The sequence below is a fragment of the Parerythrobacter lacustris genome, from assembly GCF_024626475.1.
GTDB lineage: Bacteria > Pseudomonadota > Alphaproteobacteria > Sphingomonadales > Sphingomonadaceae > Parerythrobacter_A > Parerythrobacter_A lacustris.
The window spans coordinates 505,296-518,420 of sequence record NZ_JANKHH010000004.1 but is presented as its reverse complement, the minus strand read 5'-3'; the positions used below and the strand labels follow the sequence as shown (position 1 = coordinate 518,420).

Genomic DNA, 13,125 nt, shown 5'->3' with positions numbered 1-13,125 from the left:
AAACCTTGCCGAAATCCCAACGCGCGGCGAATGCGGCATTGACATTTGTGTTGCATTGCACCATATGCCCGCCATCGAAACGCACGGCAGCGTGAACCGGCGGAGAGCTTACAGGCCCGCCTCGGCCGCGTTTCGGTCGATTTTTTCAAGGACTTCCCTTTTCACGCGGGCGGTTAAACCCCCCGCGCCGCGCGCCCCGTTTGGGCTGCGCGCCGCATATTTTGCGAGTTTACACTACATGACATTCGACCAACTCGGGCTGTCGCAGCCCGTCCTTCAGGCACTCGACCTCAAGGGCTACAGCGAACCGACCCCCATCCAGACTCAGGCAATCCCGCCTGTGCTCGAAGGCCGCGACCTGCTCGGTATCGCGCAGACCGGCACTGGCAAGACCGCCGCTTTCATGCTTCCAAGCATCGACCGGTTGCGCGACGCGGAAAACCAGACCCCGTACAAGAGCTGCCGCATGCTGGTGCTCGCTCCGACCCGCGAGCTGGCCGGGCAGATCGCCCAGTCCGCCAAGGATTACGGCGCAATGGCGGGTCTCAAGGTCCATTCGATCGTCGGCGGCACCTCGGTCGGCAAGGATCGCAACAAGCTGCACCGCGGGACCGACATCCTGGTTGCAACCCCCGGCCGCCTGCTCGACCTGATCGACCAGAAGGCGTTCCGTCTCGATGCAGTCGAGATCCTCGTACTCGACGAAGCCGACCAGATGCTCGACCTTGGCTTCATCCACGCGCTGCGCAAAATCAGCGAACTGGTGCCGAAAGACCGTCAGACGCTGTTCTTCAGCGCGACCATGCCCAAGGCGATCCAGGACCTCGTCGGCCAATATTGCCGCAATCCGGTCAAGGTCAGCGTGACCCCGGCAGCGACCACCGCCGAACGGATCGACCAGTACCTGTTCATGGTGCAGCAGGACGAGAAGCAGGCGCTGCTGGAGATGATCCTGTCCGAACGGCATAAGGTGCCGGGGAAATTCGCCCGTGTGTTGATCTTCGCGCGGACGAAGCACGGTTGCGACCGGATGGTGAAGAAGCTGGCCCAGGCCGGCATTCCCGCCAATGCCATTCACGGCAACAAGAGCCAGCCGCAGCGCGAACGCGCGCTCGATGAATTCAAGCGCGCCAAGACTCCGATCCTCGTGGCGACCGATGTCGCCGCGCGCGGGATCGACATTCCGGGCGTCAGCCACGTGATCAATTACGAACTGCCGAATGTGCCCGAGCAATACGTCCACCGCATCGGCCGCACCGCGCGCGCCGGGGCGGATGGTGTGGCGATCGCGTTCTGTGCAGAAGACGAGCGCGCCTATCTCAAGGATATCAACCGCAACACCGATGCCGAATTCGAGCGCCTGCCGCTGCCGGATAACTTCCGCGCCGTGGTTGAAGGTGTCGGCCCGACCAAGCCGGAACCCAAGCAGCAGCGCGGCCAGCGCGTTCAGCCTAGGCCCAAAGGCGGTGCGGCACCGGCAGGCGAAGCGCGCGACAAGCCCAAGCGCAAGCATCCCAGCCGTGCCGGTAAGCCTCGCCACGGGGGACAGGGCAGGCCGCAGGGCGGGGCCGGCAATCCAGGCGGCGGACAGCGCAGCCGTCGCTCCGGCGGTGGTGGCCAACGCCGCGAGGGCTGATCGGCTGTAACAGTCCGGTTATCGCGACCGAATAGGGCTCCTGACCGGCGGGGCGGTTGGCAAGCGGGGCTCCGCGCGCCATATCGCACCGCCAGACAGGAGCTCTTTCATGCCCGCATACGACTACGACCTCTTTACCATCGGTGCCGGTTCGGGCGGGGTGCGCGCGAGCCGTGTCGCCGCTGCGCATGGCGCGAAAGTCGCCGTGGCAGAGGAGCATCGGGTCGGCGGCACCTGCGTCATCCGCGGCTGCGTGCCGAAAAAGATGCTCGTCTACGGCGCGCATTTCGCCGAGGATCTGGAGGATGCCGAACAGTTCGGCTGGAAGATCGAAGGCAAGAGCTTCGATTGGGTACGGCTGCGCGATACCGTGCTCGGCGATGTGACCCGCCTCGAGGGACTCTATACCGAAACGCTCGAGAGCCACGGTGTCGAGGTATTCCCTGAGCGCGCCGAGATCACCGGCGATCATGAAATCACCTTGGCGAGCGGCAAGGTCGTCACCGCCAAATACATCCTGATTGCAACCGGCGCGCGCCCCGCGCTGCTCGATTTTCCGGGCAGCGAACTGGCGATCACCTCGAACGAGGCGTTCCATCTCGACGCCTTGCCCAAGCGGGTGATCATCGCGGGCGGCGGCTATATCGCCAACGAGTTTGCCGGCATCTTCAACGAGTTTGGCAGCAAGGTCAGCATCGTCAACCGCTCGGACCAGTTGCTGCGCGGTTACGACGAGAGCCTGCGCGACCGGTTGCTGCAGATCAGCCTGATGAAGGGCATCGAGTTCCACTTCAACACGACGTTCAAGTCGATCACAAAGAACGATGACGGCACGCTGCATGTCGAGCTCGAAGGATGCGACGACAAGGATGTGGATCTGGTCATGTTCGCCACCGGGCGGGTTCCCAATGTCGAGGGCCTCGGGCTCGAGGCCGTGGGTGTGGAGCTGGGCGACAAGGGCGAGATCAAGGTCGATGAATATTCGCGGACCAAAGTAGATTACATCTATGCTGTTGGCGATGTCACCAATCGGGTACAGCTGACCCCGGTCGCGATCCGCGAGGGGCAGGCGTTTGCCGATACCGTGTTCAACAACGATCCGAAGACGGTCGACTACAATTGCATCCCGAGTGCGGTGTTCAGCCACCCGCCGCTCGCCGGTGTCGGGATGACCGAAAGCCAGGCGCGCAACAAGCTCGGCTCGATCAAGGTCTACCAGTCCGATTTCCGCCCGATGAAGAACGTTGTGGCGGGCCGCAACGAGCGCGGCCTCTACAAGATGATCACCGATGCGGAAAACGGCCGGATCGTGGGCATCCACATGATAGGACCGGAAGCGCCCGAGATCATGCAGGCCGCCGCAGTGGCGGTCAAAGCCGGCCTTACCAAGGCCGATTTCGACGCGACAGTAGCAATCCACCCGACGATGGCCGAGGAACTGGTGCTCCTGAAGTAAGTTGCCGCCTGAAACCGTTCCCGTTACTCTGCAGCAAAGGAGAACGGGGATGGCGAGCACGGTTCTGGTTACGGGCGGCACTGGCTATATCGCGGGCGAGCTGATCCGGCAGCTTCTGGCCAGAGGCTGGACGGTCCATGCGACGGTTCGCAACAAGGCGAAAAGCGAAGCGAAACTGCGAGCCCGGGTTGGCAATCCGCCTGACAATCAATTCCGCGTGTTCGAAGCTGAATTGATGGATGACGCGGGATGGGCCGAGGCGATGGCGGGCTGCACGCATTGCGCGCATGTCGCCTCGCCGATTACGGTATCCACTCCCAAGCAAGAGGACGAGATGATCGTCCCAGCGCGCGAAGGTACATTGCGTGCCCTGCGCTTCGCCAAGGCGGCAGGGGTCAAACGGTTCGTACAGACGAGCTCGATGGCGGCTGTCGCCTATGGCCGCAGCGAAAAGGTCTACACCGTCGATGAGAGCGACTGGACCGACGTCAACCACCCCGATGTCTATCCCTACGTAAAGTCGAAGACCATCGCCGAGCGCGCCGCGCGTGACTGGGTGGCGGCCGAGGGCGGCGATATGGAGTTCGTTTCGGTCAACCCATCGATGGTCCTCGGGCCGGTCGATGATCCCGATTTCTCGCCCTCGGTCGAAGCGGTCAAGCAGGTGCTCGACGGATCGATGCCGATGGCGCCCGATCTCGGCTTTGCGATCGTCGACACGCGCGACTGTGCCGAGCTGCATGTTCGTTGCCTCGAAGAACCGGGGCTGGCGAACGAGCGCTTCCTCGCTTCGGGCCGCTTCCTCAAGATCATCGAGGTTGCCGAAGTCATTCGCGGCGCGCTGCCGGCGGAGCAGACGCGCAAGGTGCCGAAGAGGATCATGCCGAACTGGATGGTTTCGGTGCTCAGCCTGTTCAATCCGGGCGTTCGTTCGATCAAGAGCGAAGTCGGCAAGACGCGCAACACCGATGCCAGCCACGCGAAGGACCGGCTCGGCTGGGAAACGCGCTCGGCAGAGGAGAGCATTATCGATTGCGCGAAGAGCCTGATCGAAAAGGGTGTGGTGAAGTTCTGATGCAGCTGGCGGGCAAGACCGTCCTGCTGACCGGCGGAAGCGCGGGGATCGGGCGCGAGCTGGCGCGCCAGCTCAAGGCCAAAGGGGCGCAGGTGGTGCTCACCGGGCGCAATGTCGAGCGGCTGGATTTCATGCGCGCGGAGGGATTCGAGACGATCCGGGCGGATTTGTCGAACGCGGCAGGAGTCGATGCACTGGTCGCCGAACTGGGTGAGCGCAGTTTCGATGTCCTGATCAACAATGCCGGGCAGCTTATCGACCATGATTTTCGCAAAGGCTCGCCCGATCCGGATGCGGCCGACGAAGGCATCTATGCCAATCTGCAGGCGCCGATCCGCCTGATCGCCGCAATGGTTCCGATGCTGAAGGCACGCCCGGAAGCGGCGATCGTCAATGTCACGAGCGGTCTCGCCATTGCACCGGCCAGCCGCCAGCCGATCTATTGCGCGACCAAGGCCGGGCTGCGTTCCTACACGCTGGCGCTGCGGCAGCAGTTGGCGGATACGAAAATCAGGGTCATCGAGGCATTGCCGCCAGTGGTCGACACCCAGATGAACGCCGACAACGCGATGAGCAAGATGCCGGCAGAGGAGTGTGCGCGCCAGATCGTTTCCGCGATCGAGAACAACCACGACGAGGCCAATATCGGGCAGGTCAAGCTGCTGCGACTGGTCGATGGCATTTCCCCGGCACTTGCGCGCCGCATCATGATCCGGTTCTGACGCGATCCCCGGCGCAGCCCGGGTTCCCAGGCCATTGGCGGCGCGACAGTTTCCGGCGGTCCCTGCCTTCGCAGGGACACGTGAGCTCCGCTTGACCCGTCCGAACAGTCGCGGCAAGGCACCTCATATCGCAATTCGAGGGTGCAGATGTCCGCCAATATCGCCGAAATGGAACGCCGCCGCGACGCTGCCCAGCTGGGCGGCGGGCAGAAGCGGATCGATGCGCAGCACGCCAAGGGCAAACTGACCGCGCGCGAGCGGCTCGACGTGCTGCTCGACGAAGGATCGTTCGAGGAACTCGACACCTATGTCGAGCATGACTGCGTCGACTTCGGGATGGAGGACCAGAAGGTCACGGGCGATGGCGTGGTCACCGGCAGCGGCACGATCAACGGGCGGCTGGTGTTCGTCTTCAGTCAGGATTTTACCGTGTTCGGCGGCTCGCTCAGCAAACGCCATGCGGAAAAGATCTGCAAAGTGATGGACATGGCGCTCAAGGTCGGCGCGCCGGTGATCGGCCTCAACGACAGCGGCGGCGCGCGCATCCAGGAAGGCGTCGCCTCGCTTGGCGGTTATGCCGAGGTGTTCCAGCGCAATGTGCTCGCCAGCGGCGTGGTGCCGCAGATCAGCCTGATCATGGGGCCCTGCGCGGGAGGGGCGGTTTACTCCCCGGCGATGACCGACTTCATCTTCATGGTGAAGGATTCGAGCTACATGTTCGTCACCGGGCCGGAGGTGGTGAAGACCGTCACCAACGAGGAAGTGACGCAGGAGGAACTGGGCGGCGCGGTGACCCACACCACCAAGACCAGCGTCGCCGATATCGCTTTCGAGAACGATATCGAGGCGCTGCTCGCGACGCGCAACTTCTTCGATTACCTGCCGCTATCGAACCGCGAGGCTGTGCCCGAACGCCCGACCAGCGACCCGTGGGACCGCGAGGAGGCTTCGCTCGACACGCTGATCCCCGACAACGCCAACCAGCCCTACGACATGCACGAAGTGATCCGGAAGGTGCTCGACGAGGGCGATTTCTTCGAAATTCAACCGGCGCATGCGGGCAATATCCTGTGCGGTTTCGGCCGGGTCGAAGGGCGCACGGTGGGCGTGGTGGCGAACCAGCCGATGGTGCTGGCGGGCGTGCTGGACATCAATTCGTCGAAGAAGGCCGCGCGCTTCGTGCGCTTCTGCGATGCGTTCGAGATACCGATCCTGACCTTCGTCGACGTGCCCGGCTTCCTCCCCGGCACCGCGCAGGAACTGGGCGGCATCATCAAGCATGGCGCCAAACTGCTGTTCGCCTATGCCGAGGCGACCGTGCCCAAGATCACCGTCATCACCCGCAAGGCCTATGGCGGCGCCTACGACGTGATGGCGTCAAAACACCTGCGCGGCGACCTCAACTACGCCTGGCCAACCGCCGAGATCGCAGTGATGGGCGCAAAAGGCGCGGTGGAGATCATCTTCAGACAGGATCGCAATGATCCCGGCAAAATTGCGGAAAAGACGAAGGAATACGAAGACCGCTTCGCCAACCCCTTCGTGGCGGCGCAACGCGGCTATATCGACGAGGTGATCTATCCACACTCGACCCGGCGGCGGATTGCGCTGGGGCTAAGGAAGCTGCGCGGAAAGGTGCTGGAGAACCCGTGGAAGAAGCATGATAATATTCCGTTGTGAGGTGAGGTAGTATGCAGAGGCTGATTGCTGCATTTGCAGTTCTGGCATCGGCGTGTGGCCCTTCGCCGACGGAAGAAGAGCAGTGGTCGGGCAATTGGACTGGCCCCACGCCGGAAGTGATACAAACCTTGGCGGCTGCATCCGTCCGAGGTTGCGGTGAATTCTACCAAAAAGAGAACACCGCTTACCGCGGGGAATTTGCCGTAGCGTGTAACCGCATTCCCGATGGTTCAGGCCGAGCAGCATGGGTTGGCTATCAGGTTTGGACTGGCAGCGGTGACGTTTTGGGACCTGACATGACGATTGTGCACATGAAATTTGGCGGTCCGCCGAGAGATGATCCGCGATAGGAGATTTGGATGGCAACCTACCGTGAAATTCAAGATTGGGTCAAAAAGCAGTCTGGATTTGTGCCCAAAACCTGCTGGATTGCTGATTTGAAACATCAACACAAATTGACTGCCAAGATTGCTCCCAATCGCCAGGGCTCGGCTCGAGCTTATCCATGCCCCCCTGACCGGCGGGAAGCGATAGAAAGCGCCTTTCGCCATTACGGAATGATCAAGTGAAACTCGGCCGTCTCAACCATATCGGCGTCGCGACGCCATCAATCGCGGACTCCATCGCGCATTATCGCGATGTGATGGGGGCGACCGACATCACCGAGCCCTTCGACATGCCGGAGCAGGGGGTGAAGGTGTGCTTCGTCAACACGCCGACCCATTCGACAGGCTCAGGGCATTCGGATAGCGGAGGCACCCAGATCGAACTGATCGAACCGCTGGACGAGAATTCCACCATCATGGGTTTCCTCGCCAAGAACCCGCTCGGCGGGCAGCACCATGTCTGTTTCGAAGTGCCCGATATCGAGATCGCCCGCGAGGCGTTCGAGGACATGGGCAAGCGCATCCTCGGCCCGACCCGCATCGGGGCGCATGGTACGCCGATATTCTTCCTCCACCCCAAGGACATGCAGGGCATGCTGACGGAGATCATGGAAACGCCCAGGGAGGGCGGGCACTGGTCGAACTGACGCTTCTCGCCGTACTTTTGGTCGGCGTGGCGCTGTTCGCCCGCAGTGCATGGCGCGATCCCGATAACTGGCGGATCGACCCGCATGGCAAGCGGCTGAAGTTCAACCACTGGAAAGAATTGGCGCTGGTAGCGCTAATGGGGCTGCTCGGTCTGGTGTTGTACCTGACGATATTCTGAGCGCCCGATGCGAAGGAATTGAGAATGCTGTTCTATGATAGCCCTAACCCTGCGCCCAATCCGCGGCGCGTGCGGATCTTCGCCGCCGAGAAGGGCATCGAGCTGCCCAGCGTCGAAGTCTCGATCCCGAAGCGTGAGCAGAAGGCGGCAGAATTTACCGCCAAGAACCCGCGCGGGCAGACCCCAATCCTCGAGCTCGACGATGGCACGGTGATCGCCGAGAGTGTCGCGATCATGCGTTATCTCGAGGCGCTGCATCCCGAGCCGCCGCTGTTCGGCACCACGCCGCTCGAAGTGGCCGCGATCGAGATGTGGAGCCGAAGGGTCGAGATGATCCTGATGCCGCCGGTCGGCGCGGTATGGGTCCACACCCATCCGTTCACCACCTCGCTGCCTGGCCGCAATTCCGAATGGGGCGAGGCCAACCGCCCCCGCGTCGCCGAGGCCATGCGCTTTTTCGACCAGTCGCTCGAGGGGCGCGAATATCTTGCGGGAGGCGATTTCTCTGCCGCCGATATCCTGCTGCTGACGACGGTCGACTTTGCCGGCTTCGTCGGCCTGACGATGCCGGAGGATTGCGCGAACCTCGCCGCTTGGCACGCGCGAGTCGCCGCAAGGCCGAGCGCGAGCGCCTGAAACGCCCGCGCGCCGTAGCGGACTTGGCAGCAGGTTGACGTTCGCGTAAACCTTGCTGCGAGAAACGTCCGCGGGAGAGAGCAGCGTGTCCTACGAAACCATCATCGTCGAGCGGGATGGCCCGCTGATGACCATCACCCTCAACCGGCCCGAGCGGCTCAACGCCATGCCGCCGCAGATGGCGGACGAGATCGGTGCGGCGTTCTACGATCTCGGCGATGCGCGGGCAGTGCTGATTACCGGCGCGGGCAAGGGCTTCTGTTCGGGCGCCGATCTTGCCGCGCGCGGCGAGGGCAGCGCGTTGCAGGCCAAGGGCGGCAGCCACCGCGCCTTGCAGAACCACTACAACCCGGCGATCAGCCAGGTCCTGCGCGCACCGGTACCGGTGATCTGCGCGGTCAACGGCCCGGCGGCAGGCGTCGGCTGTTCGCTCGCGCTGGCAGGCGACTTCGTGCTGGCGGGCAAGAGCGCCTATTTCCTCCAGGCCTTCGTCAATATCGGCCTCGTGCCCGACGGTGGTTCAACCTGGCTGCTCGCGCGCAGCATCGGTCGCGCGCGCGCCAACCGGATGATGATGCTGGGCGAAAAGATCGGCGCCGAGCAGGCCGAGAGCTGGGGCTTGATCTACAAGGCGGTCGACGACGATGCGCTGCTGGCCGAGGCGAGGGCACTGGCCGAAAAGCTCGCCAATGGGCCGACGCTGGCGCTCGCGACGATGAAGCGCAATATCGCCACCGCGATGGACGGCACGCTGCCCGAAGTCTTCCTTGCCGAGGCCGAAGGCCAGCGGTTGGCGGGCGCGAGCGCGGACGCGATGGAAGGCGGCATGGCTTTCCTCCAGAAGCGCAAGGCGGAATTCAAGGGCAGATAGCCATCCGGCTGTTTGCCAGCAGCCCCCGCGCAGGCTGGGGCCTGGTCCCGCAAGCGCGGTGCTCCAATTAGGGCGATCCCAGCTTTCGCTGGGATGACGAATGTGGTTATGGGGAGCCCATGACCGATACGAACCATGTTGGCCCGACCTACGACGACTGGAAAGCCCTTGCCGAAAAGGAAGTGAAGGGCCGAGACCTTACCTGGCACACGCCCGATCGGATCGCCGTCAAGCCGCTCTATACCGGTGCGGATGTCGAAGGGCTTGATCCCGGCGTCCCCGGCATCGCGCCGTTCACGCGCGGCCCCTATGCCTCGATGTACACCGGCCGCCCGTGGACGATCCGCCAGTATGCAGGCTTCTCCACCGCCGAGGAATCGAACGCCTTCTACCGCCGCAACCTCGCAATGGGGCAGAAGGGCCTGTCGGTCGCGTTCGACCTTGCCACCCATCGCGGCTATGACAGCGACCATCCGCGCGTGGTTGGCGATGTCGGCAAGGCGGGGGTCGCGATCGATACCGTGCGCGACATGGAAGTGCTGTTCGACCAGATCCCGCTCGACACCATGAGTGTGTCGATGACGATGAACGGTGCGGTGATCCCCGTGCTCGCTTTCTACATCGTCGCGGCGGAGCGGCAGGGGGTGAGCCAGGACCAGCTCGCCGGGACCATCCAGAACGACATCCTCAAGGAGTTCATGGTCCGCAACACCTATATCTACCCGCCCGAACCCTCGATGCGGATCGTCAGCGACATCATCGCCTATACCTCGGCCCACATGCCGAAATTCAACAGCATTTCGATCTCGGGTTATCACATGCACGAAGCCGGGGCGACTGCGGTGCAGGAGCTCGCCTTCACCATCGCCGACGGCAAGGAATACGCGCAGCGTGCCATAGCTGCCGGGCTCGACATCGATGCCTTTGCGCCGCGCCTCAGCTTCTTTTGGGGCATCGGGATGAACTTCTTCATGGAAGTCGCCAAGATGCGCGCGGGCCGCGCCTTGTGGCACGAGGTGATGGAAGGGCTGGGGGCGAAGGATCCCAAGTCGAAGATGCTCCGCACGCATTGCCAGACCAGCGGCGTGAGCTTGCAGGAACAGGACCCATACAACAACGTCATCCGCACCACGATCGAGGCGATGGCGGCGGTGCTTGGCGGGACGCAGTCGCTCCACACCAACGCTTTGGATGAGGCCATCGCGCTGCCGACCGACTTCTCCGCCCGCATCGCGCGCAACACCCAGCTGGTGCTGCAGGAGGAAAGCGGCATCTGCAACGTCGCCGATCCGCTCGGCGGGTCGTATTATGTCGAAAGCCTGACAGCGGCACTGGTCGAAGAAGCGCGGTTGGTTCTGGCCGAGGTCGAGGCAGCGGGCGGGATGACCGCCTATGTCGCCACCGGCAACCCCAAGGCCGCGATCGAAATGGCCGCCGCCGCAAAGCAGGCGAGCATCGACAAGGGCGAGACGGTGATCGTCGGGGTCAACAAATACCGCAAGGACAGCGAAGACCCGATCGACACGCTCGACATCGACAACCACGCAGTGCGTGAAAGCCAGATTGCACGGCTTGCGCGGGTGCGGGCAGAACGCGACGAGGTGGCGTGCCAGGCGGCGTTGAAGGCGCTGAGCGAAGGGTCGAGGTCGGGCGGCAACCTTTTGGCCCTCGCCATTGAAGCCGGTCGCCACGACGCGACGCTGGGCGAGATTTCCTCCGCGATGGAGGAAGCCTTCGGTCGCTATGAGACGCTGCCCAAGCCGGTGCGCGGGGTCTATTCGAGCGCCTATGCCGGCGACCCGCGCTACGAGCAGGTGGTTCAAGGGGTGCAGGCGGTTGAGCGCCGCCTCGGCCGCAAGCCCAAGATCATGGTCGCCAAGATGGGCCAGGACGGGCATGACCGGGGAGCCAATGTGATCGCCAGCGCCTTTGCTGACATGGGCTTCGATGTGGTCAGCGGCCCGCTGTTCCAGACCCCTCAGGAAGCGCGCGACATGGCGCTCGCCGAAGGTGTGGACGCGATCGGCGCAAGTTCGCTCGCCGCCGGGCACAAGACGCTGATCCCCGAACTGATCAACCTGCTGCGCGAAGCGGGTCGCGCCGATATCAAGGTGGTGGCCGGCGGCGTGATCCCGGCGACCGACTACGACTTTTTGCGCGAGGCCGGGGTGCAGGGCATCTACGGCCCGGGCTCGAATGTGGTCGAATGCGGCGCGGACATGCTCCGCCTGCTCGGGCACAACATGCCGCCTGCGGGGGATGAGCTTGGGGACGTTTCGTGAAGTTTGTTGCCGAACATCTGTCATTTGAGCAAATCGACGATGTCTGGACCTTCGCCCTTGGCGACCGCCATCCTCAGCAACCCGACGTTTGGGTGATCCTGACGTTCGGCGATGAGCAAGTACAGGACGTGGCCCAAGGGATGACCGGCCTATACATCGAAACAAGTACCGGCGGCTCAGGCTACGGGTATGTCGAATGTCTGCAGTTCGAGGAGACCACGCTGCTGATACAACTGTGCGACGATTACGAAACGATCTGCGTTTTCGTGCCAGCTAGGCATGCAGCCATCGCCCAAAATGCGGTCGAGGCGTGCAACGCGGCCAACGCCACCCGATCTGTGAGGCCATCATGACCCCCATCCGCACCGACTGGACCCGCGAAGAAATCGCGGTCATTTTCGATCTCCCGTTCACCGAACTGCTGTTCCAGGCCGCTACGGTCCACCGTGAATACCACCCGCCCGAGCAGGTGCAGCTCTGCACGCTGCTCAGCATCAAGACCGGCGGCTGCCCCGAGGATTGCGGTTATTGCTCGCAGTCGGTGAAGGCGGACTCCGGCGTCGAAGCGACCAAGCTCATGGATGTGCAGGCCGTGCTCCAGCGCGCGGCGCAGGCCAAGGATGCGGGCAGCCAGCGGTTCTGCATGGGCGCGGCGTGGCGCAATCCCAAAGACCGAGACATGCCTGCGATCGTCGAAATCGTGAAGGGCGTGCGCGACATGGGTCTGGAGACCTGCATGACGCTGGGCATGCTGACGCCGCAGCAGGCCGATATGCTCGCCGAGGCCGGGCTCGACTACTACAACCACAACATCGACAGCAGCCCGGAATATTACGAGCGGATTATCTCGTCCCGCTCGATGCAGGAGCGGCTCGATACGCTGGACCATGTGCGCGGCGCCGGGATCAACGTGTGCAGCGGCGGGATCATCGGCATGGGCGAGACGCGCCAGGACCGCGTCGGCTTCGTCCACACGCTCGCCACCTTGCCGCAGCATCCCGAAAGTGTGCCGGTCAACGCGCTGGTGCCGATCAAGGGCACGGTGCTGGGCAATATGCTGGCTGATACACCGCTGGCGAAAATCGACGATATCGAATTCGTGCGCACCGTGGCGGTGGCGCGGATCACGATGCCCAAGAGCATGGTCCGCCTCAGCGCCGGGCGCGAGAGCATGAGCGAGGCAACGCAGGCGCTGTGCTTCCTGGCGGGCGCGAACTCGATCTTCACCGGCGACAAGCTGCTGACGGCGGCGAATGCGGGCGACGAGAGCGACGCGGCGCTGTTCGCCAAACTGGGGCTGACGGCGCTCAAGGGTGAGGAGCCGCTGCGGCGGGCTCAGGGCTTGGCCGAGAGGCAGGCGGAACCTGCGGAGTGAACCATCCATGCTCCCGTCACCTCGGTCCGCGAGCCGGGGTCCCGCTTTTCCTTCAGCGCGGCGCCCGAACCAGCGGGACCCCGGATCAAGTCCGGGGGGACGGGGCCGGGGAGCGTAGAACTGGCAAAAAGTCGTCATCCCAGCGAAAGCTGGGATCGCTATCGGCCCAGCCCCACACTG

Annotated in this window: 13 protein-coding genes; all 13 read left to right on the top strand. The window is 63.4% G+C overall.

What is annotated here, in order from left to right; translation table 11 throughout:
* Positions 1–238: 238 nt before the first annotated feature.
* The 13 genes from NSO95_RS09065 to bioB all read left to right on the top strand — a co-directional run bounded on the left by NSO95_RS09065 (position 239) and on the right by bioB (position 12,945).
* Positions 239–1,636, top strand: coding sequence for a DEAD/DEAH box helicase (locus NSO95_RS09065; protein WP_257595878.1), 1,398 nt, complete (start codon positions 239–241; stop codon positions 1,634–1,636).
* 109 nt (positions 1,637–1,745) lie between these two features.
* Positions 1,746–3,092, top strand: a complete 1,347-nt coding sequence (gene gorA, locus NSO95_RS09060) for a glutathione-disulfide reductase (protein ID WP_257595877.1) — start codon at positions 1,746–1,748, stop codon at positions 3,090–3,092.
* 49 nt (positions 3,093–3,141) lie between these two features.
* Entirely contained in the window at positions 3,142–4,167 is a 1,026-nt protein-coding gene (locus NSO95_RS09055; protein ID WP_257595876.1) for an NAD-dependent epimerase/dehydratase family protein, read from the top strand.
* The gene (locus tag NSO95_RS09050; protein ID WP_257595875.1) at positions 4,167–4,889 is read left to right on the top strand and encodes an SDR family oxidoreductase; all 723 of its coding nucleotides are present in this window, start codon (positions 4,167–4,169) and stop codon (positions 4,887–4,889) included. The genes NSO95_RS09055 and NSO95_RS09050 overlap by 1 nt, the downstream gene beginning before the upstream one ends.
* Positions 4,890–5,036: 147 nt before the next feature.
* Positions 5,037–6,569, top strand: a complete 1,533-nt coding sequence (locus NSO95_RS09045; protein WP_257595874.1) for an acyl-CoA carboxylase subunit beta — start codon at positions 5,037–5,039, stop codon at positions 6,567–6,569.
* A gap of 359 nt (positions 6,570–6,928) precedes the next feature.
* Positions 6,929–7,138 carry a hypothetical protein gene (locus NSO95_RS09040; RefSeq protein WP_257595873.1) on the top strand — a complete coding sequence of 70 codons (210 nt, stop codon included), beginning with the start codon at positions 6,929–6,931 and terminating at the stop codon, positions 7,136–7,138.
* The gene (mce, locus tag NSO95_RS09035; RefSeq protein WP_257595871.1) at positions 7,135–7,602 is read left to right on the top strand and encodes a methylmalonyl-CoA epimerase; all 468 of its coding nucleotides are present in this window, start codon (positions 7,135–7,137) and stop codon (positions 7,600–7,602) included. Before NSO95_RS09040 ends, mce begins: the two co-directional genes overlap by 4 nt.
* A 26-nt stretch (positions 7,603–7,628) precedes the next feature.
* Positions 7,629–7,781 carry a hypothetical protein gene (locus NSO95_RS09030; RefSeq protein ID WP_257595870.1) on the top strand — a complete coding sequence of 51 codons (153 nt, stop codon included), beginning with the start codon at positions 7,629–7,631 and terminating at the stop codon, positions 7,779–7,781.
* A 24-nt stretch (positions 7,782–7,805) separates the two neighbouring features.
* Positions 7,806–8,417, top strand: coding sequence for a glutathione S-transferase family protein (locus NSO95_RS09025; RefSeq protein ID WP_257595869.1), 612 nt, complete (start codon positions 7,806–7,808; stop codon positions 8,415–8,417).
* 85 nt (positions 8,418–8,502) lie between these two features.
* Positions 8,503–9,288, top strand: coding sequence for an enoyl-CoA hydratase-related protein (locus NSO95_RS09020; RefSeq protein ID WP_257595868.1), 786 nt, complete (start codon positions 8,503–8,505; stop codon positions 9,286–9,288).
* 119 nt (positions 9,289–9,407) lie between these two features.
* A complete protein-coding gene (gene scpA, locus NSO95_RS09015) occupies positions 9,408–11,570 on the top strand; it encodes a methylmalonyl-CoA mutase (RefSeq protein ID WP_257595867.1) in 2,163 nt (720 codons plus the stop codon).
* Positions 11,567–11,923, top strand: a complete 357-nt coding sequence (locus NSO95_RS09010; protein ID WP_257595866.1) for an Imm10 family immunity protein — start codon at positions 11,567–11,569, stop codon at positions 11,921–11,923. The genes scpA and NSO95_RS09010 overlap by 4 nt, the downstream gene beginning before the upstream one ends.
* Positions 11,920–12,945: a biotin synthase BioB gene (bioB, locus tag NSO95_RS09005; protein WP_257595864.1), complete on the top strand. Its 1,026-nt coding sequence runs from the start codon at positions 11,920–11,922 to the stop codon at positions 12,943–12,945. The genes NSO95_RS09010 and bioB overlap by 4 nt, the downstream gene beginning before the upstream one ends.
* Positions 12,946–13,125: the final 180 nt, after the last annotated feature.